The organism is Companilactobacillus sp. FL22-3 (assembly GCF_054881455.1).
In genome coordinates, this window is the sequence record NZ_JBTYYZ010000010.1 from 73,867 (window position 1) to 94,849 (window position 20,983).

Genomic DNA, 20,983 nt, shown 5'->3' on the forward strand with positions numbered 1-20,983 from the left:
CGGTATTTTTTTGCCCAAATCAAAAAACGCCTAATCACCAGAGGTGACCAGACGTGAAAGTTTATTTTGCCATTATGTCGACGTAAATAGTTACGGCAACCATCAATAGAGTCATTACACCAATGAAGCCGATCACAATCAAGTGTCGCTTCTTGTTCATTAAGAGAATTGCCACAAACTCTCGGATCAAAGCATTTGGCAAAAAGTAAAATCTAGTGGGTGCACCGACGCCGTTAGCTGCTAAGTCGGCCATTTTGGCGAAGAGACCGGCCCGGAAGATATGATAATTATTACTGAAAAATTTGATATTGGCCTCATCATTGCCATAATCTTTGGTGATAATTGATTTAGAAAACTGCATATTCTGCAAAGTGTTACGCGACTTATCTTCGAGAATAACTAAATCTTTATCCCAGCCATGTTCAATAGCATAATCAGCCATGGCTCTGGCCTCGGAGAGTTTTTCATCAGGTCCTTGTCCGCCAGAGAAGACAATTTTAGGGGCAGGCCGGCCTTTTTTGATCTGTTTGTTAGCAAATTTAATCGCCGCATCGATACGGCTGCCGAGTAATCGTGAAACTTTGTCACCGTTGATCAAACCGGCCCCGAGAACGATTAAGTAATTGGCTTTGTACCCCCGAGGAACGAATTGATATAGGAAGACATTGGCTAAAAAGTTGTAAGAACAGACTAACAAGTACATACCGACGAAGGGCAAGCAGGAAATCAAAGTGTTGAACCAATCAGGTAAGAATTTAGAATGTTCAGCCATAAAGACATTGGCAAACCATAAAACAATCAAAAAGATTGCCAGAAGCAAGGTCAACATGTTTGATAGATTATGGCTTTCACGTTTCCAAACGACAATGGCGTTCCACAGTAACAAAGCCCACATGAATACCAATGTTAAAGCAATCACACCAAGTATTAGTAAAAATAACGTGCCCATAATGACGATGAACGGTAAATTACCCGTACTGAAAATCAAGATTGCTAACTCAGTCAAGAAAGCAATAAAGAAAATTGTGAAGGTGATACCGTTGAGCAACCTTCGTGGTTCCCGCAACCACAAAAATAGGAAAATTCCGAATAAGACGATAGTGGCTAATCCCCAATAAGCTGAGATCTTTTGTAGAGAGTCCATATACGGAGTAAGTTCGTTCATAAAATCACCTCTATAAGACAAATTATTACTTTCTCCGAAATAATCATATTAAGTTTATCATAGTCAGTTATCTCTATTGAATAATTACTTTTTTGAATTAATCTCGACAAATGATTAAATGGGTGAAATATGTTACGGTGATTTCAGGAGAAAATATAGGGGTGAAAAAGATGAATGAGATTAAATTAATTTTGAGTGACATTGATGGGACGATTTTAAATGACGAAAATGTGGTTGATAGCGATTTAAAAGCAACTGTAAATAAATTACGTAATAAGAATGTACCTTTCATTTTGGCCTCAGCTCGTTCACCTAAAGGGATGCTGCCAATCGCCAAAGAACTTGCAGTAATGGATAATCCGATTGCTTGTTATAACGGCGCTTTGGTAATCAAGAATCTTGATAAAAAGTCTTATACGACAATCTTGAGCCACGAATTAAATCCTGATGAAGTTAAGAAAATCATTACTAGCGTTCATCAAAAATATCCACAAGTTTCGATCAACTTGTATTCAGGGTCAGATTGGTATGTTGAAAAAATCGACAAATGGGTTGAAATTGAGTCAGACATTACGCAGTTAGAACCGATTGTAACTGATGTGGAAAAATTGATTTCGACGGCACCAATCCATAAGATTTTATTAATTAGCGAACCAGAAGAGATTGCTGAAGCTTTAAATAACTTCCAGGCTGAAAGCTTGGTTGACAGTTCGTTTTATCTATCAAAACCAAATTATCTTGAAATTACTAACAGTCATGTTTCCAAAGAGAAAGCTCTGCGTGAGTTAGCGAAAATGTACGATTTATCTCTTGATAAGACGATGACGCTTGGTGATAATTTCAATGATCTTCCCATGCTTGAGTTGGCCGGATTAGGTGTTGCTATGCAAAATGCACCTAGTGCCGTCAAGAAAAGTGCTAAGGTAGTGACAGAGAGCAACAACCAAAATGGTGTATCAAAAGCTATCCACAAATATGTGTTGAACGAAAAGAGGTAATATTTATGGAAAAAATTTCTATTGTTAAAGGCGATATTGCCTATTTACCATTTCATGTCGATGCAATCGTCAATGCAGCTAATAGTGCCCTAGTTCCGGGTGGTGGAGTCGATGGAGCTTTGAATAGAAAGGCTGGTCCAAAACTTGGTCAAGCAATGCTTGAAATAGGTGGTACGCCTACGGGCAGTGCTGTCTATACCAAGGCTTTCGAGCTTAATGCAGACTATGTTATTCATGCTGTCGGACCGCGTTATAACGATGGCGAACATGGGGAAAAGGACTTGCTGATCAAGGCATACGATTCCGCAATGAAGTTAGCTCAAAAATTGGCGGTCAATTCGATTGCCTTTCCATTTTTGAGTGCTGGAATTTACAATTATCCATTAGGGGATGCCATTGCTATTGCAATCGAAACGGTTAAAAATTTTGATTTCGACGGCTTAGTTTATTTCATTGCCTATGATGATACGATTGAAAGTTTAGCTAAGAAATATTTGTATATGTAGAATTTGGTCATCCAAAACTGATCATTGTGACACTAAAAAGCCTCTGATATGAATCAGAGGCTTTTTATATACCATTAAAGTTTTCTAGCTCAATTGATTTTTATAGTCGTTCAAATATGTCTGCATGTCTCTAGGTGCGTGGTCTAAAACTTGAGAGCATTCGTCAGTCACTTCTTTAGCATTGCCCATTTGGGTAATCAGATAAAGCATGACCATTACATTGACATAATCTTTCTTGAGCCCACGTTTAATCATCGTGTGACGGAATCTTAATAAACTAGGTTTGCTGTAAGTAACCGTATGACCAAAAGTTTTAGTCATTAAATCAGCGATTTCAAAGTAAGTCAGTGCTTGTGGTCCGGTGATATTAACTTTTTTATTAAGATACTTATCATCTAAAAGGGTTACTCCAGCGACTTCGCCGATATCTCGTGTATCGATAAAACTAGTTTTAGCATGGCCAGCAGGGATGAAGAGGTCGTGATTCTTTTGAATATCGAAACGGTGGGTCGTATTGAGGTTTTGCATAAAGAAGCTGGGGCGAATGAAGGTATGAGGAATATTTAACTCTTCGATCATCTTTTCAATCTTATGATGTGGTGTCATTGGGTTGTGTTCGACTCCCATTAATGAAACAAAGACTAAACGTTGAACTTTTTTAGCTTGAACAAACTTTAAGAAGGGTAACATTTCCACTTTCGGATTAGCTAATTGGGGTGGACGAATAAAGAAAATCTTTTCTACGTCAGCCATTGCTGGTTTGAAGGATTCAGAGTCCAGAAAATCGAAATATCTTAGTTCCACTTCTGGATACTTGGCAAGAGTCCGGCGGTCTTTTTCCAAATCATGGGCACCAGCTACGATTGAAACATTGTCTTGTTTTGAGAGGTAATCCACTAGTGGTAAACCAATATTACCAGTGGCTCCGATTACTAAAATTTTTGTCATGATTTAATTTCTCCATTTAATTTAATTAAGAGCTCTTGAAGCTTTTTTTGTTCATCAGGGGTGAGGACAGTTAAGTATTGGTTCAAAAGTTGATCGCTAGTTTGTTCACCAGCTGTTAAAGCTGTTTCACCAATAGCAGTCAGCCCTAAAAGTTGCGATCGTTGGTCGTTAGGGTTGGGTTCTTTGTAGATCAGCTTTTTTTTGACCAAGCGTTGAATGATTCCGGACATTGTTGGTTTATCCATATCTAAAATCTGACACAAAGCATTCGCTGTTGGACCAGTCTGATGAATCGTTATCCAGAGATTTATCTGTTGAATCACTGACCATTGTTGAATGGTGATATCTTGCGATTGCAGCTTTTGATTCAATTCATAGCGCAATTGCTTGGTGATTTTAATTAATAAATAACCAATGTTGTTCACGGGCACACCTTCTTTTTATTTATAGTTAGTATACTAACTACTTTCTAATAGATTGTCAATTCTTTATATAAAAAAAATCATATAACTTCGATTAAAGGTTGAAGTTATATGATTTCTGAAATTAATTGACAATTTGTTCTTTTACATATTCTGCGTATAAAGCATGTGTTGACAGAAGTTCTTTATGCGTACCATGACCACTGATCTGGCCTTGCTCAACGAAATAAATTTGGTCAGCATCGACAATTGTTGACAAACGGTGGGCAATCACTAAAGTAGTACGACCAACCATCAATTGGTTCAAAGCTCGTTGAACTTTTTCCTCGGATTCAGAGTCAAGACTAGCGGTTGCTTCATCTAACATTAGAATCTTAGGGTCGCGGAGGAAGGCTCGAGCAATTGCGATTCGTTGTTTTTGACCACCAGATAATTTAACCCCTCGTTCGCCAATTTGAGTATCGAGTTGATCAGGAAACTTCTTGACGAACTCTTCGGCATAGGCTAATTTTAGACCTTGCCAGAGATCTTCATCGGTTAAATGCTTGTTCAAACCGTATTGCAGATTATCACGAATACTGCCAGCAAAAACAGCACTATCTTGAGAAACATAACCGATCTGAGCTCGCCAATTAGCTAGGTCAATTTGGTTGATATTCTGTTTGTCAATCATAATAGAACCTGAATTAGGCTGATAGAATCGCTCAAGCAGGGCAAAAATAGTAGATTTTCCACCACCAGATGGTCCCGCAAAAGCAATTACAGTATTAGGTTTGGCTTCAAAAGAAATATCTTTTAGGATTGGTTCATCTGCTTGATAACTAAAGTTTACATGTGAAGCAGTTATGGTCTTACCTTCAACCGTAATCTTTTGTAAATCAGAACTAGGTTCTGGTTTAGCTTGGAGAATTTCTTGAATCCTTTCCGTTGAACCCATAGCCTTTTGAACTTGAGAGAAAAACGTTGCAAAGCTGGCTACTGGAGTGATGATGTTGAATAAATATAGTAGGAAAGCAACAAGTGAACCACTGGAAAGAGTACCTTGTTGAATTCTGACAGCACCATAACCTAAGATACCGACGAAGATTCCCAACATGGCAGTTGTCATGATTGGTTGTAAAACAGCTTCCACACGGGCGTCTTTAATACCGACTTGGAAAATCCGGTTGATTAAATTGCCACCAGTTGTTTTTTCAAAAGTTTCCCCGTTACTGGATTTGATCAGACGAATCTCGGATAACTTTTCGCTCGCATCTGCATTGAAATCAGCAGTGGCAGCTTGTAATTTACGACCCAGACGTGACATTATGCGGCCAATTGGTAGCAAAATCAAAACGAAAACAGGGATGATTGCAAACATCAACGAGGCCATTTTCCAATCCATAAAGAAGAGAATGATCATTGAACCAACTAATTGAATCGCTCCAGTAACAAAGTTAGGAAATTGTGAAGTGATTAGATCTTTAATAACACTCGTATCGTTAACTAACCGTGAACTGGTTTCACCAGATTTGTGATCATCAAAATATCCAACTGGTAATTTTAGGAGATGTTCCCAGAGCTTTTCCCGAAGCGTTTTAACTGATCCTTCACCAACATATCGTAAGATATAACCACCAATCGTTCCAAAGCCTAGCTGGATCAAAAAGGCTAAGACTAAGATAATTAACATATGGCTGTTGATTTTCGATAGGTCACTCGAGTCAACTAAACTTTTAGTCAATTGGGGGACTATCAAACTGGCACCACTTGTTATTAGACTCAAGAGCATTCCAATAAGGAAAAGTCCCTTTTTAGGATTCACGCTGTTGATTAAATGCATGAAATCCCGAAATTTAAATTGAGTTCTAGACCTGGAAATATCTGGTCTAATTGTTGCTTCATTACGCATCGATTTATCCTCATTTAGTAAAATTAAAATTCATCATGTCGCCAAAAATCGCGTCTAAAGTTGGGATGACGACGGTTATCAAAGCCATGCCCTGATTCGTGATCGAGAAAATCTCGATGTGGTCGGCAAGGATTTTCAAATGGCATCTGGTGCATTCGTTCACGCATTTCATGACGCATTTGTTCAAACTCATCAGGGGTCAAGTCACCATGCATTTGCATCATTTTGTCACGCATATTGAGCATCGCTTTAAATTTATCGGTCGGGTCAACGAATTTCGAAGAATTCTGCTTGAAATCGTCGTCCCAGCCGTCGGAAATTTTTTGGAGATAGTCACTGAACTGAACTTTTTCCTGATCATTTAAGCCGTTAAAGAAATCTTCGCTGTAATCATCGTTCTTGAAAGCAGCGTATTCGTCAGCTTTTTTTTGCCCAGCGGCGGTTAAATGAACATGTTTAGTTCGCTTGTCATTTTCGTCTTCCGTCCGAGTGATATCGCCGTTATTTTCCAATTTTTTCAGAAGTTCAGCGACTGAACTTGGACGTAAGTCTAAAACTTCGGCTAAGTAGTTTTGAGTTAGACCATCTTCTAACTTCAAAATGGCGAGAACTCGTTGTTGACCAGTAAGTTTTTGTTTCTTTTGACTCATAAAGAAGTTGCCAGCTTCACTGACAAAATGTAATTGTTTCATTAAATCATCTGTGATTTTACTCATAATTAATATTCCTCATTTCTATGATTGTTAATATATTTCGGTACCGAACTTAATTGCAAAGAGAATTATAGTTCGGTACCGAAACATTTGTCAACCAGTTTATTTATATTTTTAATCAAGAGTTACTGTAAGCCTTTACAAATCCCTGCTATAATGGTTTTGTGAAGAAAATCATCAAAGGGGATGAATAATAATTATGGCGGAGAAAAAGAAAAAACGAGGTTTTCCCTCGGCTTATACGGTTATCGTTATCGTTTTAATTTTAGTTCAAGCTTTAACTTTCTTTATCCCATCTGGGAAATATAGTACTTTGGAATATAATTCTGATAGTAATAAATTTGTGATCACCGAGTCTTCTGGCAAAACTTATAAGAAGCCAGCTACTCAAAAAACTTTGGATGATTATAAGATCAAAATCAAAGTAAGTAAATTTAAGGACGGAACTATTTATCGTCCCGCAGCTATTCCGAATACCTATCACCAAATTAAAAAGCCTAAGCGTGGGGTTTTAGGAACTATCAATCAATTTTTAACTTCACAAGTACAAGGTATTGTTGATAGTGTTGATATTATTGTCTTTATTCTGATATTAGGTGGTGTCATTGGAGTTGTGAATGCCACTGGTGCGATGGATTCAGGAATGAAACGGTTATCCGAGAAGTTGAAAGGTAAACAGAAATGGTTGATCGTCATTGTTACTTCACTGATTGCCTTAGGTGGGACCACCTTTGGGTTAGCTGAAGAGACGATTGCCTTTTATCCGATTCTGATACCAATCTTCTTACTGGCCGGGTATGATACTTTGACGGCAGTAGCGGCGGTATACTTGGGAACAGCGATTGGTTCAATGAGTTCAACCATTAATCCGTTCTCAACCGTTATTGCCTCAAATGCGGCCGGTATCAACTTTACCGACGGGTTACCTTTACGTGCTTTAATGTGGCTTTGTGCTGTCGGTTTGTCGATTTTCTATACGATTCATTATGCAGAAAAGGTTCGTAAAGATCCAAACCAATCTTTAGTCGCTGATCAAGCAGAAGAAGATAAGGAACGTTTCTTAGGTGACATGGATCTAACTTCTAAGAGCGAATTCACAATCCGGCAAAAACTATCATTGTTAGTCTTTGCGGCTGGTTTCGTAGTCATGATCTACGGCGTGCAACAATTAGGCTGGTACTTTACAGAAATTGCGGTGGTCTTCTTAGCTGTAGCTTATATCTTGATTTTTACGGCTGGATTGAAGGAAGCTAAGTTCGTCGACAGTTTCGTTTCGGGAGCTGGAGATTTACTGGGCGTTGCCTTGACAGTTGGTTTAGCTAGATCTGTTGGTATCGTGATGGAAAATAGTTTCGTCAGCGATACGATCATGCATTTCTTCAGTAATCAAATCAGCGGTATGAACAATATTCTCTTCATTTGGGTCTTGTTCTTTGTTTATATTATTTTAGGATTCTTTATTCAATCATCATCCGGTTTGGCTGTTCTTTCCATGCCAATCATGGCACCATTAGCTGATGTCGTGGGTATCAACCGGGCAATGATCATTGATGCTTATAACTGGGGACAAGGTTTGATTGGATTAATTGCACCTACGGGATTGATCCTAGTTTCCTTGGCAATGGTTAAAGTTGGTTTTGATAAATGGATCAAGTTTGTTATGAAATTACTAATCATGATCGTTATTTTAATCATGGCTTTCTTAGCCATTGGTGTGCTTGTATAAATAAATCGTTGCTGCAATGGCAACGATTTTTATTTTGTCTCAGCTTTTGAGTCAGCTATAATTGAAACAACTACTTAGTCTTGGAGGAAGAAAATGTCTGATTATAGAATTGAAGAAGATACCTTAGGAGCTGTTAAAATCCCTAAAACTGCTCTCTGGGGTGCTCAAACAGAACGAAGCCGGAATAACTTTTCCACAGGTTCTAAGATGCCATTAGAAATCATCAAAGCCTTATTACAAATCAAAAAGGCAGCGGCTATTGCCAATAAGGATGCTCAAGCAATAGTTTCTCAAAAGGCTGATTTAATCGTTAAGGCGATTGACCATTTACTGAGTTTAGATGATGAACAGTTACGTCAAGATTTTCCATTAGTTGTCTATCAGACAGGTTCAGGTACGCAGACTAATATGAACGTCAATGAAGTCGTTAGTCATGTAGCTCAATTGATCGACTCCAAAATTGAAATTTTACCCAATGACGATGTGAATCACGGACAAAGTTCGAATGATATTTTTCCTACAGCCATGAATATCACAGCAGCAATGGCAGTTGAAGAGTTGGAAAAATCGCTGCAACATTTGATCGATGTTTTAAAACAAAAGCAGGCCCAATATTGGCAAGTGGTCAAAATCGGCCGGACACATTTACAAGACGCAACACCATTAACTTTTGGTCAAGAAATCAGTGGCTGGGTCAGTGCTTTGGAACACGATTTAAATTATTTGCAAGATTTGAATAAGACCTTGAGCGAGTTAGCAATTGGTGGGACAGCAGTAGGAACAGGCTTGAACGCTGCTCCCGGTTTTGCCGAAAAAATCGCTCAATCGATGAGTCAAATTTATCAACATGACTTTACTGCTCAGACAAACAAGTTCTTCGGTTTAGCAGCTCATTCAGGTTTAAACGTGGTTCACGGAGCTATCAAAACGCTTGCCAGTGACTTGTTGAAAATTGCTAATGACGTGCGCTTTTTGGCTAGTGGTCCACGCTCTGGTTACGGAGAGATAAATATTCCTGCTAACGAACCAGGATCATCGATTATGCCCGGTAAGGTAAATCCCACACAAGCTGAAGCAATTACGATGGCAGCTGTTCGGGTGATGGGAAACGATGTAACGATCGATATTGCTGCCAGTCAAGGTAACTTTGAAATGAACGTCTATAAACCAGTAATCATCTACACCTTTTTGGAATCGACGCAATTGCTGACTGGGACGATCAAAGGTTTCACCGATAAAATGATCAGTGGTTTAACAGTAAATCAAGAACGAATGACTGAATTAGTTGACCAATCATTGATGACAGTTACAGCCTTGTCGCCGCATATTGGTTACCATGAAAGTGCCGAAATTGCGCAATCAGCTCTACGTGAAGGAACAACTTTGAAAGTAGCTGCCTTAAAGTCAGGCTTAGTTACTGAAGAACAGTTTGATAAATGGGTCGTACCGCTCGATATGACAAACATTGAGGAGAAGTAGCATGGCAGAAAAATTTGTTTTTAAACCAACCGATTTAACTGAACTAAGAGATCATTACGATGTGATTATTATTGGCTCCGGCGGTGCGGGATTAACGAGTGCCATTCAAGCTCATGAATTAGGGTTAACACCAGTCATTTTAGAGAAGATGGATAAGATTGGTGGCAATACTACCAGAGCTTCCTCAGGAATGAATGCGGCGGAAACTTCGGTTCAATTGGAACATAAAATCGTTGATAGTTTTGAAGACTTTTATAATGAGACATACCTTGGTGGTGGCAAACTCAATAATCCAGAATTATTAAGATTTTTTACCGAACATGGAGCCATTGCTATTGATTGGTTAGCTCAACACGGTATTGAGTTAGATGACTTAACCATTACTGGCGGTATGAAAACGATGCGGACACATCGTCCAAGTTCGATGGCTCCAATTGGTGGATATTTGGTGACTGAGCTGTTGAAATGGGTTCAAAAGGATCAAATCCCACTCTTCGATCAGATCAAGGTGACTGATTTATTGATGGAAGACGGTCGAATTAGTGGTGTTCAAGCTGAAACAGATCGAAAACTTGAGATCAAAGCTGAGGCAGTAATTTTAGCCACTGGTGGTTTTGGAGCTGGTAAAGATCTATTAGCCCAATATCGTTCTGACTTGTTGAATTTACGAACTACAAATCAACCAGGCGCTACTGGTGATGGGCTGAAATTGGCTCAAAGAATTGGTGCAAAGTTGGTGGACATGGACCAAGTTCAAGTTCATCCGACAGTTCAACAAGACACGCCACATGCTTATTTAATTGGTGAAGCTGTCCGTGGTGAAGGGGCCATTTTGGTGGACGATAGTGGTCAAAGATTCGTCAATGAACTCGATACTAGAAAAAAGGTTACCAAAGCAATTGATGATTTAGGTGGCATGGGAGCCTATTTGATTTTTGATCAAGCTATTCGTGAGCGGGTCAAAGCGATTGATTTCTATGATCATGTTGGTTTAGTTAAAACAGCCCCAAGTGTTGAAAAATTAGCTACTGAATTAAACGTTGACAGTTTGAAGTTACAACAGACCATCAATACGTGGAATCAAGCTGTTAAAGAGCAAGCAGATCGCGTTTTTAAGCGGACTACGGGGATGGAAAGAGACATTTCCCAAGCTCCGTTTTATGCGATTCACATTGCTCCAGCTGTTCATTACACGATGGGTGGAGTAGCAATCAATCATCAGACTCAAGTTCTTAATGAAAATAATCAGGCTATCAAAGGATTATTTGCGGCTGGCGAAGTTGCTGGTGGTCTTCACGGCAATAATCGTATCGGCAGAAATTCAATCGCTGAGACAGTTGTTTTTGGTCGTCAGGCTGGACAACAAGTTTTTAAGTATTTACAAAATTAGATATAACTAAAAGGCCCTCCGATTCTAGAGATGAATCGAAGGGCCTTTTGAATGTCAATATTCATGTTGTTAGAACAATTTTACTAAGTCATCCGGTACTTGTAAGAGATAGTCAGCTTTAGCAAACTCAGGATTATCTTTGGCTCCCCAACCAGCTAAGGCAAATTCAACATTCGCATTTTTGGCACATTGAAAGTCATAGATCGAGTCACCAATGTAGAGCGTTTCAGCAGGATCGATTTTTAAAGTCTCAATTGCTTTGAAAATTGGGTCGGGATTGGGTTTATGTAATTTCGTCTTAGAAGCTGTAATGAAGGTGGCAAAGTATTTCTTCAAGTCGAAGTTATTTAAGACTATCTGCATTTCTTGATCAGTTCTGGAAGTGACGATTCCTAGCTGAATCCCGTAGTCAGTCAGTTTTTGTAACATTTCGCTGATACCGTCAAAAAGTTGAGAGTAATGAAACATGGCATGATCATTTTTCTCCCACAGTTCGAGCAGTTCTTGACCTTGTTCAGAGTTTTGGGCATATCTTTCTACAGCCTTGGTACCAGGAATTCCTAAAACATAAAATAAATCTTCAGCAGCCGGTTCAATGTTCAAAGTGTCCTTCAAAGTCTTCTGCTAAGATTTGATAATGGTCTTTTCGGTATCAACTAAAGTGCCGTCAACATCGAATAAAATTGTTTGACTCATAAGTTTTCCTCCTCAAAGATAGATCATTTGGGTTTTAGATTTTAACAAACGGTTTTCTAATTTTTGTGGCAATTTATCATTAGTAATGATGTAGTCGATTTGATCCAAATTTAGTACTTTGAAATTATGTTTGACGTTAACCTTGCTACTGTCTAGCAAGAGAACCAACTTCTTTGCTCGCTGTCTGAGCTTATTTTTGTAATCAATATCATCTTCATAAGCATAGTAGATACCATCTTGATCGATACCGACACTACTTAAAAAGGCAAAATCAAACGTATAATTCTCTAGATCAAGACAAGGGCGGGTTCCAACTACGCAGCGTTTTTCAGCATCTAGGTTGCCACCCAGAATACGTGTCTTGCCAGGAGTATGGCGAATTAATTGATCGGCAATATCTAGTGAATTGGTGACGGAAAATAGATTAGGATTTGTTAAAAATTGCGGCATGAATTCAACGGTAGTTGAAACATCCAGATAAATTTGAGTCGCTTGGTTCGCAAAATTAGCCGCCCGTTTAGCTAGCTCACGTTTAGCATTGATATAATCGTCGCTGCGCTCAAGGTAGCTATCGAGTTTTTTAAAAGTGTTGGGCAAACTGATACCGCCATAATTTCGTTCAACTAGATTATTATTAGTCAACTTGACAATGTCTCGTCGGGCCGTATCACGTGAGGCTCCAGTCAGGTCGATGATCTCTTTTAGAGTCAAAGTCTGGCTTTTTTGGAGTTGTTTTAAAATTAAGTCGAGCCGTTCTTTTTGCATAATTTCACCACTTTTTTAAGCTAATATAAGTCTTGTACTAATAATAGCTTAAAATAGCTTATAATTCAATGACGATTTTTTTAGATTTGTTAGATAAAAAAATATGACTGTTCACTTTTTGAACAGTCATATCAGTCAAATATAGGGAGTTATATCATAAAAGAAAGTATCTTTCTAAGCTTCTTGATCTGAGGGAACCATTTTATCACTGTAACCGAAGAGATAAGTCAGTACAAAGGCTACTAAAAAGGCAACCAAGTGGGAGATGATATAAGCAGTAAAGTTACTGTCGATACCACCTTTAGGATTGATGAATGAAGGGAAGCCAATCAAGCTGCCAGTAAATCCGTAAATAACTAAGTGCATGGCACCACCGACAGCGCCACCGATAGCATTACCGATCATCACCATGTAGAAAACACGCTTGTACTTCAAAAGGATTCCGTAAAGTGAAGGTTCTGAGATTCCGCATAGAGCTGAGACTCCAGCAGAGTAACCAAGAGCTTCAAACTTCTTTTTTCTAGTCTTGATTGCAACAGCAAAGACACCACCGGCAATTCCGACTGCAGTAATTGAAGTCAATGCACAGATAACACTTTGTCCGTTTACCGCTAAATCGTTGATAACAATTGGAATCAAAGGCCAATGTAGTCCAAAGACTACTAAGATTGGATAGAAGGCTCCATAGATTGCTCCACCGATAATACCGTTAAATGATAGTAATGCTGAGATACCATCAGCTAATCCTTTACTTAAAACAGTAATGATTGGAGCAACAACTAGGAGTAAGGCGAAGGATAGGATAATAATTTCAATAATAGGAACGAAAATGCCTTGAATCATTTCAGGGATAACTTTCTTGACGTATCTTTCAACGTATTTACCTAACCATGCGGCGACAATGATTGGAAAGACTGAACCGGAGTAGTTCATGATCTTAACAGCAAAGCCACTCCAAATGCCAATTTCAGGTACTTTACTTGCAGCCACACCAATTATATTGGGATGAATTAGAAAGGCACCTACGACTGCCAGGGCGATGGGATCTGAACCCAATTTTTTGGCAGCGGTGAAACCAAGGATGACTGGTAAGAAGTAGAAAATCGTATCCGCCATGGTATTGATTAAAACGAAAATACCCGCTTTCTCACTCAAGACACCAGCACTGACTAGTCCGGCCAGGATACCTTTGGTGATACCGGAACCAGCTAAAACACCGATGATGGGCATCATTGAAGCTGTCAGTACACCAATGAATTCGTCGTATCCATGCTTGAATTTTGCTCCAAGAGTTGCGGGAGCTTCTGAAACAGTTTCAGCCACTGTTTCTGTTTCACCAGCGTCTTCAGTTGCTAAACGAGGCAGCTGGCTTAAAATTGCGTTGAAAACGTCAGTGACTTTATTACCAATAACAATTTGGTATTGACCTTGAGCTTTCATAACTTTGATGGCAATATCCATTTTTTCAATTTCAGAAGTATTAGCTTTACTCTCATCTTTCAAAGTAAAGCGGAGTCGGGTCATACAGTGGATCAAAGTGTTGATATTACTATCGCCACCAACATTAGCAATGATTGTTTTTGCATCTTGTGAATAGTCCATGTTAATCCCTCCTTAAGATAATCTTTCTTCGGGAAGATAGTTGATTGGTAGCCATTTCAGAACATCTTCAAGCTTTTGGTCCCAGTAATACCAATCGTGTTTTCCGTCAGTAAAGTTAGCGTCAATTTTAATCTTCAAATTTTCAAATTCATCGATCAAGTGGAGATTGTCTTGATAAAGGAAATCTTGTTTGCCACACCATGCGAAAAATTTTGGCATCGTTTCATGGCGTTCTAGTTTTTGAGAAGCTAAGTATATGAGATTGTCAGGGGAATTAGCGAAATCATCTCGACGGCTGATAACGTTATTCCAATAATTGCTCGGACGAAAACTTTCCAGAATCTTGTTGTTGCCACTAGGGTCAAAAGCTCCTGAAAGTGAGGCAACATAACCAAAGTTATTGGTCGATAAGGCGATTTTATAAGCACCGTAGCCACCCATTGATGCTCCCATTAAAAAGTTCTTTTCCGGCTTAACTGAGAGTTGTGGGAAAAACTCGTGAATTAGTTTAGGGATTTCTATTGCAACTTCATTGTAGTAGTCCATACCGTAAGCCGTGTTTGCATACCAGCTTAAATCGGCATTGGGGAGGACAACTGCTAAAGGGGTACTTTTTAATAAGCGTTCCAGACGAGTTTTTCTTAACCAAGAGGTGTTGTCATCACTCATGCCATGGAGTAAATATAGTACTGGAATATCTTTCAATAGTTCTTCGTCCCAGTCTGGATTGTCAGCAGTTCGTTGTGGCAGAAGTAAGTCCATTTGACAATCTTTTAATAAAGCATTAGAAAAATAATTGATTTTGAAATGTGCCATTTTTTGCTCCTCCTAAAAATCAGGGAATGTTTGAAATATGATAGATTTAATTGACACCCATATTGTATCCGCTTACAATAAAATGAGTAAGATGATTTTTGACCAGTTAACTTCCAATTTTTGTCCTAAAGGAGGATGAATATTATGCTAACTCCCATGGAAATATTAAATTTTGATTATGTTAATCCAATCAAATGTATTTATCACCGGCCTGTCGGAAAGAAGTATGTTGTTCCTCATTGGCACGAAGCAATTGAAATTAGTTACATTGAACAAGGAAACCCGGGAACGATGTTTATTGAAGATAAAAATTATCAGTTGGAACAAGGGGATGTTTATGTAATCAATTCTCGATTGATCCATGGGTTCGATACGGTAATTACGCCACAGCAACGAATCGTGACATTATTAGTTAATTATGATTGGCTACGCCACTGCATGCCCAAGACTTTGAAAAATAAGAGTTTCGGTTTGATCAAGAAACCAGAAAAAGCTAGTCAGATGCCAGCTTTTAGGGAATTGATCACTTTGATCGAAAGTATTAAGGAATTTTCTAGCGACAATCAATCGGAAGATGATCGGTTGCACCAACTTTCGATGGCAGTTGAACTGATCAGTATTTTGGTTAAAGATTTTACAACTGAAAAGATTGAGAATCGTGAGATACCAAATGTGATCTCTGAGATAATTGCTGAATTCCATCAGAAGTATCAAAATGAAATTCAGCTGTCACAAATGGCCCAGGAGTACAACTACAGCTATGCCTATTTTTCCAAGATGTTTAAAAGATATTTGGGGATGTCACCTAAGAAATATCTGACTTTGCTGCGCATTCAAAAGGCCACCGATTCGATCACTCAGACTGACGAAAGATTTTCACAAATTGCGGTCAAAACGGGTTTTCCAGACGAAAAGAGCTTTTATGCGGCTTTTAAGGAACGTTACCATCAGACGCCATTAGAATATCGCAAGAAAACTCAAGCAATTTCTTAGTAGATATAGATTTCTAATACAAAATAATCATATTTCAGTAGTCTAACTTTTGTGTTGCACTTCATTACGGTTAGTTATTTATTATGGTTCTATACTTTCTGGTATTGATGAATAATCAATGCCAGTTTTTTTGTCTCTAGAAAATGAAAAAAGAACAACACCGCTATGGATACGTCTATTTCAACGTTACGTCGTAATTTAAATTACGTGAGAAATGGTTGCACAACATCTTATTCCAATGGTCCCCTTAAAAGAACCATCGGAAAGATAAAAAAGGCACCCTGCGAGAGGATGCCTTTCATACAAAAACTATTCATCAATACGATTTGACAAAGAGTAAAAACCATTTCAGTTTTTCAATATTATTATTTGTTGTGATTTTGATTGGTATATGTCGTGGATTCTTCTAGAAACTCTTCATCGTCAGGATCAGCTCCGACACGTTTGTCAGCATCTAATCCAGCAATTTGATTCATTTCTTCAGGTGTTAGGTCGAAATGATAATCGAAGAGATCAATGTTTTCTTTGATCCGATTTTCGTGTGTGGACTTAGGGATGATAATTTCACCACGTTGAATATGCCACTTCAAAATGACTTGTGCAGGTGACTTTTGATATTTATCAGCAATTGTTTTGATTACAGGATCATCGACTACTTTGTTGATACCGCCACCTAGTGGACTCCAAGATTCGTGAGCAATATTTTTTTCAGCTAAATACTCGTGAAGATCTTTTTCTTGTAAGTAAGGGTGGGTCTCAATTTGATCAACCATTGGGGCAATCGTAGCAGTTTTCATCAATTGTTCAATGTGATGAGCTTTAAAGTTTGAAACGCCAATGGCCCGAATTTTACCGGCTTTGTAAAGATCTTCCATTGCCCGCCAATTTTCTTCAAATCCAGCAGCAGGCCAGTGGATCAAATATAGGTCCAAATAGTCTAAACCTAATTTTTCCAAGGAACTATTGAATTGTTTAATTGTTTCATCATAGCCACGAACGTTGTTCCAAACTTTGGTAGTAATGAATAAATATTTACGATCAATTCCAGAAGCTTTGATAGCCTGTCCAACGGCTGATTCATTGTCGTAGAAACTGGCAGTGTCGATATGACGATACCCAGCTTCAATAGCCCATTTGACGCTGTCGAGTACTTCTTGATCATTCATTCTAAAGACGCCTAAACCGACTTGAGGAATCATTACGCCGTTTGCTAATTCGATGTATGGAATATTTGTTGCCATAAATTTTACCTCCTACTTAAATTCAATTTTATTATAGCCTAGTTAAATGTATAAAAAATGTATAAATACTGTAAAAGTTAAAATTTCATTTTTTACAGAAAATTTATTGTTCCTTTACATTGCTTTGTTAATCTAAGGTTGTTCAAAAAATTATATAGAAAGTTGGGAATTATTTATGAAAAAAGGGCGATTATTAACCGCTTTTCTAGGGGTGTTTTTGCTACTTATGGGAGTATTAGCTGGTTGCTCATCTAAGAGTTCAGCTTCTGAAAAGAACGGCAGTGCAGATAATAAAGAAATTACTATGGTCTTTTATCCAAATGAATCAGCCAAGAACTTCACGGCTTCACGTAAAGCTTTACAAGAAGAGCTTCACAAAGCAACTGGTAAGAAGATCAATATTCAAACTACAACTGATTATAATGTGGCCATTGAAGCCATTGCATCAGGTAAAGCACAACTTGCTTTCATGGGTGCTGATGGATATATTCAAGCTCATGCCCAAAACAGCAAGGTTGAACCACTATTATTACAATCAGGTCCTACCGGTACAACTAAAGGTGCTAGTTATCGTTCATATCTAATGGTTCCAAAAGAAAAAGCCGATCAATACAAGAAAGACGGCAAGTACAACATTGACAAGATCAAGGGTGAAAAAGCTTCATTCGTTTCAACAAGTTCAACTTCAGGATTTGCGGTTCCAACTGATGAAATTCAAAAGCATTTCAATTTGAAAAACAAGGACGAATTATCTGAGGGTGGTAAGTTCTTCACAAAAGTTCTTTACGGAAGTACTCACCCAGGTTCAGCTATTAACTTATTGAAGGGTGACGTTGATGTCGCAGCATTTGATGATATTGATTTGACACCATTCCTTAAAGTTACTGAGGGTAGCTATGACAAACCAGGTTCAGTCTTTACTGTTAAGGACGACGCTGACGCACCATTTGCAGAATTCAAGGGTAAGCAATTAGTTGATATTTCAGTATTACCTGTTCAAAACGGACCTTTTGTTGTTAATACCAAAGCACTAAGTGCCAAGGACAAAGATGCAATTACAAAACGTTTCACAACTGAAGAATTTACTAAGAACAAGGCTCTATTCTCTGATGGTAAAGGTAAGACACCTACATTATGGCAAAAGAAGAGTGACAAGATGATTCTTCTAAAAGTTGATGATGCATGGTACAAACCAACACATGAACTTGTCGGTAAATAAGAGGTAACTATGTTAGAAGTTAAGAATTTACAAAAAAGCTATGAAAAAGATAAACCAGCATTAACTGATATTTCTTTTGATATTAAACCAGGGACGTTTGTGGCAATTATTGGTCCCTCAGGTGCTGGTAAAACAACTATTTTACGAAGTCTTAATCAATTGATCAAAGATGATGATGGTCAAATTCTTCTGGACGGTAATGATTTGCGATTAGCCAATAAATCGCAATTAAGAAAATATCGTCGTCAAATTGGAATGATTTTTCAAAATTACAATTTAGTTGAACGTTTGACAGTTATTGAGAATGTTCTACACGGACGTCTAGGTTATAAATCAACCTTAGCTGGTGTCTTTGGTAGATATACCCAAGAAGAAAAACAAGAAGCTATGTCTTTACTTAAAAAGGTTGGCTTGGAAAGTTTTGCTTTAAAGAGATGTTCCGAATTGAGTGGTGGTCAAAAGCAACGAGTGGGGATTGCCCGTTCTTTGATTCAACATCCCAAAGTCATTCTCTGTGACGAACCTATTGCCTCATTAGATCCTGCTTCAGCACAAAATGTTATGCAACTGTTAAAGGACTTGACTGATGAATACCAATTGATTTGTATTGCTAACCTTCATCAAATCAACATGGCTAAGCAATTTGCAGATCAAATTATCGGTATTCGTAAGGGACATTTGGTTTTCGATGAAGACGCTGATTTATTATCAGAAGATATTTTGAAGACACTGTATGATCAAGATATTACGAAGGAGCTTGAATAAAAATGCAATCTCCGACAAAATTTTTAGCACACAAAGGTTGGTATCAGACAGGAATTATCGCTCTTATTGGCGGTATTTATATCTTTGGTAGTTGGGTATTAGATTTCAATAATGTGAATGGACTTTTGGCTATCCCAAAGGCTTTCGCATGGTTAGGAGTCAATTTCAGACCAACACCAGAATCCATGCAGTATCTTCCTAGAATTTGGCAAAAGCTGATTCAGACCGTGTTGCTAGCAATATCATCAACTGTTGTTGCAGCGTTTATTTCAATTTTTATAGCTTTGTTGGGTTCTAAAGTTACTGGTATTAATGGCTTTGTTCAAACGATAGTTAGAGGAATTGCCTCTTTCTTTAGAAACATTCCGTTAGTTGCATGGTCAATGATCCTACTATTTTCTTTCAAGCAAAGTGATTTTACAGGTTTCTTGGCATTGCTATTAATGTCAATTGGTTACTTGATTCGTGCTTTCATGGAAATCATTGAAGACGAAGCAAGTGAAACCATGTTGGCACTAAAGGCAACTGGTGCAAGTTACTTTCAAGTGATTTTTCAAGCTGTTTTACCACAGATATTACCTAGTATTTTAAGTTGGATTCTCTATATGATTGAGAATAACGTTCGAGATGCTACTTTAGTTGGTATCTTGACCGGTACAGGGATTGGATTTATTTTCGATGTTTATTATAAGAGTTTTCGCTTCGCAGCTGCGGGAATGACCGTCTTAGCCATTATTGTTGTTGTAATTTTACTTGAGACAATTTCAAATCAGATTAGGAGGGTGATCTTGTGATTAATAGTGAAGAACGCGTCATTAGTAAACCAAAGACACCAAGATCTCCACAAATCAAATTACATGAGCAAAGTTTATCAAGAACAATAATATTGGTGGTTTTTCTCAGCTTAGTCTTGATTACTGGGTATACGCTGACACACCTAGATACTGCTGGTGTAAAAGTAGATGTCGCTTTTCGAGAGTTGGCTACTACGTTGAATCAAATGTTTTTACAACCTAATGCAGGAACTGACGGAATAGTTCTCTTAGTTCAAGCATTGGCTAGTAGTGTAATGTTGTCTATTTTAACGACAATTATTGGAGCAGTTTTTGGTTTCTTATTCGCCGTTATGGCCTCTAAGAATTTAACCAATGCGTATTTAGGTGCTGGTATCAGAGTGGTAATGGCCATCATCCGAGCAATTCCAACGATTATCTGGGCGCTGATTTTCTCAATTGTTTGTGGATTGGGAACCACCGCCGCAGTTCTTGGATTAAGTTTTCACAGTATTGCCTACTTAACAAAGGCATATTCAGAGAGTATTGAGGGAATCGATCAGTCTACGATCGAGTCATTGAAAGTTACAGGTGCAAAATTTTGGGTAATTGTTTTCCAAGCAATTTGGCCAACAATTGTCGCTTCATTTGTTTCGTGGACTTTCATTAGATTGGAAATTAACTTTGCCAACGCTATCGCTGTTGGAGCAGCCGCAGGTGCTGGTGGAATTGGTTATCAATTATTTGTTGCCAGTGGTATGAGTTTTGATTTCCATGAGACTGGATTCATCGTTTATCTGGTCATCTTAGTGGCATTTATTTTGGAGTTTATCGCGGTCAAAATAAGACAATTTTATTTGAACCGTTAAGTTAGG

General features: G+C 38.2%; 20 protein-coding genes. 10 read left to right on the plus strand and 10 right to left on the minus strand.

The window, feature by feature from the left end; translation table 11 throughout:
• Window positions 1-61: 61 nt before the first annotated feature.
• Window positions 62-1,165 (minus strand): YdcF family protein, encoded by a 1,104-nt coding sequence (locus ACYT32_RS10045; RefSeq protein ID WP_395265972.1) that lies wholly within the window; start codon window positions 1,163-1,165, stop codon window positions 62-64.
• Between the two features lie 170 nt (window positions 1,166-1,335).
• On the opposite strand from ACYT32_RS10045, the gene ACYT32_RS10050 reads away from it, so the two are divergent.
• Window positions 1,336-2,163 (plus strand): Cof-type HAD-IIB family hydrolase, encoded by an 828-nt coding sequence (locus ACYT32_RS10050; RefSeq protein ID WP_395265973.1) that lies wholly within the window; start codon window positions 1,336-1,338, stop codon window positions 2,161-2,163.
• Between the two features lie 5 nt (window positions 2,164-2,168).
• Entirely contained in the window at window positions 2,169-2,669 is a 501-nt protein-coding gene (locus ACYT32_RS10055; protein WP_395265974.1) for a macro domain-containing protein, read from the plus strand.
• Window positions 2,670-2,753: 84 nt separating this feature from the next.
• Here the strand turns inward: ACYT32_RS10055 and ACYT32_RS10060 are convergent, their stop codons facing one another.
• The 4 genes from ACYT32_RS10060 to ACYT32_RS10075 all read right to left on the minus strand — a co-directional run bounded on the left by ACYT32_RS10060 (window position 2,754) and on the right by ACYT32_RS10075 (window position 6,646).
• Entirely contained in the window at window positions 2,754-3,617 is an 864-nt protein-coding gene (locus ACYT32_RS10060; RefSeq protein WP_395265975.1) for an SDR family oxidoreductase, read from the minus strand.
• Window positions 3,614-4,042: a MarR family winged helix-turn-helix transcriptional regulator gene (locus tag ACYT32_RS10065; protein WP_395265976.1), complete on the minus strand. Its 429-nt coding sequence runs from the start codon at window positions 4,040-4,042 to the stop codon at window positions 3,614-3,616. The genes ACYT32_RS10060 and ACYT32_RS10065 overlap by 4 nt, the downstream gene beginning before the upstream one ends.
• Window positions 4,043-4,163: 121 nt before the next feature.
• Window positions 4,164-5,930, minus strand: coding sequence for an ABC transporter ATP-binding protein (locus ACYT32_RS10070; RefSeq protein WP_395265977.1), 1,767 nt, complete (start codon window positions 5,928-5,930; stop codon window positions 4,164-4,166).
• Window positions 5,931-5,953: 23 nt separating this feature from the next.
• Window positions 5,954-6,646: a MarR family winged helix-turn-helix transcriptional regulator gene (locus tag ACYT32_RS10075; RefSeq protein WP_395265978.1), complete on the minus strand. Its 693-nt coding sequence runs from the start codon at window positions 6,644-6,646 to the stop codon at window positions 5,954-5,956.
• Between the two features lie 196 nt (window positions 6,647-6,842).
• Here ACYT32_RS10075 and ACYT32_RS10080 point away from each other — a divergent pair, with 196 nt between their 5' ends.
• The 3 genes from ACYT32_RS10080 (at window position 6,843) to ACYT32_RS10090 (ending at window position 11,238) form a co-directional block, all read left to right on the plus strand.
• Window positions 6,843-8,369, plus strand: a complete 1,527-nt coding sequence (locus ACYT32_RS10080; RefSeq protein ID WP_395265979.1) for a YfcC family protein — start codon at window positions 6,843-6,845, stop codon at window positions 8,367-8,369.
• 93 nt (window positions 8,370-8,462) lie between these two features.
• Complete coding sequence (locus tag ACYT32_RS10085; RefSeq protein ID WP_395265980.1) at window positions 8,463-9,848, plus strand: class II fumarate hydratase; 1,386 nt, start codon at window positions 8,463-8,465, stop codon at window positions 9,846-9,848.
• Window position 9,849: 1 nt separating this feature from the next.
• Window positions 9,850-11,238, plus strand: coding sequence for a flavocytochrome c (locus ACYT32_RS10090; protein WP_395265981.1), 1,389 nt, complete (start codon window positions 9,850-9,852; stop codon window positions 11,236-11,238).
• A 69-nt stretch (window positions 11,239-11,307) separates the two neighbouring features.
• Here ACYT32_RS10090 and ACYT32_RS10095 read toward each other — a convergent pair whose 3' ends face one another.
• The 4 genes from ACYT32_RS10095 to ACYT32_RS10110 all read right to left on the minus strand — a co-directional run bounded on the left by ACYT32_RS10095 (window position 11,308) and on the right by ACYT32_RS10110 (window position 15,117).
• Window positions 11,308-11,841 carry an HAD family hydrolase gene (locus ACYT32_RS10095; RefSeq protein WP_395265983.1) on the minus strand — a complete coding sequence of 178 codons (534 nt, stop codon included), beginning with the start codon at window positions 11,839-11,841 and terminating at the stop codon, window positions 11,308-11,310.
• A gap of 105 nt (window positions 11,842-11,946) precedes the next feature.
• Window positions 11,947-12,702 (minus strand): DeoR/GlpR family DNA-binding transcription regulator, encoded by a 756-nt coding sequence (locus ACYT32_RS10100; protein ID WP_395266022.1) that lies wholly within the window; start codon window positions 12,700-12,702, stop codon window positions 11,947-11,949.
• Window positions 12,703-12,873: 171 nt separating this feature from the next.
• The gene (locus tag ACYT32_RS10105; RefSeq protein WP_395265984.1) at window positions 12,874-14,301 is read right to left on the minus strand and encodes a PTS transporter subunit EIIC; all 1,428 of its coding nucleotides are present in this window, start codon (window positions 14,299-14,301) and stop codon (window positions 12,874-12,876) included.
• A gap of 12 nt (window positions 14,302-14,313) precedes the next feature.
• Complete coding sequence (locus tag ACYT32_RS10110) at window positions 14,314-15,117, minus strand: alpha/beta hydrolase (RefSeq protein WP_395265985.1); 804 nt, start codon at window positions 15,115-15,117, stop codon at window positions 14,314-14,316.
• Between the two features lie 144 nt (window positions 15,118-15,261).
• Here ACYT32_RS10110 and ACYT32_RS10115 point away from each other — a divergent pair, with 144 nt between their 5' ends.
• The gene (locus tag ACYT32_RS10115; RefSeq protein WP_395265986.1) at window positions 15,262-16,110 is read left to right on the plus strand and encodes an AraC family transcriptional regulator; all 849 of its coding nucleotides are present in this window, start codon (window positions 15,262-15,264) and stop codon (window positions 16,108-16,110) included.
• Between the two features lie 365 nt (window positions 16,111-16,475).
• Here ACYT32_RS10115 and ACYT32_RS10120 read toward each other — a convergent pair whose 3' ends face one another.
• Window positions 16,476-17,351, minus strand: coding sequence for an aldo/keto reductase (locus ACYT32_RS10120; protein WP_395265987.1), 876 nt, complete (start codon window positions 17,349-17,351; stop codon window positions 16,476-16,478).
• 175 nt (window positions 17,352-17,526) lie between these two features.
• Here ACYT32_RS10120 and ACYT32_RS10125 point away from each other — a divergent pair, with 175 nt between their 5' ends.
• The 4 genes from ACYT32_RS10125 to ACYT32_RS10140 are packed head-to-tail and all read left to right on the plus strand — an operon-like array spanning window position 17,527 to window position 20,977.
• Window positions 17,527-18,570 carry a phosphate/phosphite/phosphonate ABC transporter substrate-binding protein gene (locus ACYT32_RS10125; RefSeq protein WP_395265988.1) on the plus strand — a complete coding sequence of 348 codons (1,044 nt, stop codon included), beginning with the start codon at window positions 17,527-17,529 and terminating at the stop codon, window positions 18,568-18,570.
• 9 nt (window positions 18,571-18,579) lie between these two features.
• Window positions 18,580-19,335: a phosphonate ABC transporter ATP-binding protein gene (gene phnC / locus ACYT32_RS10130; protein ID WP_395265989.1), complete on the plus strand. Its 756-nt coding sequence runs from the start codon at window positions 18,580-18,582 to the stop codon at window positions 19,333-19,335.
• Between the two features lie 2 nt (window positions 19,336-19,337).
• Window positions 19,338-20,129 carry a phosphate/phosphonate ABC transporter permease gene (locus ACYT32_RS10135; protein WP_395265990.1) on the plus strand — a complete coding sequence of 264 codons (792 nt, stop codon included), beginning with the start codon at window positions 19,338-19,340 and terminating at the stop codon, window positions 20,127-20,129.
• Window positions 20,126-20,977: a PhnE/PtxC family ABC transporter permease gene (locus ACYT32_RS10140; RefSeq protein ID WP_395265991.1), complete on the plus strand. Its 852-nt coding sequence runs from the start codon at window positions 20,126-20,128 to the stop codon at window positions 20,975-20,977. The genes ACYT32_RS10135 and ACYT32_RS10140 overlap by 4 nt, the downstream gene beginning before the upstream one ends.
• Window positions 20,978-20,983 lie beyond the last annotated feature (6 nt).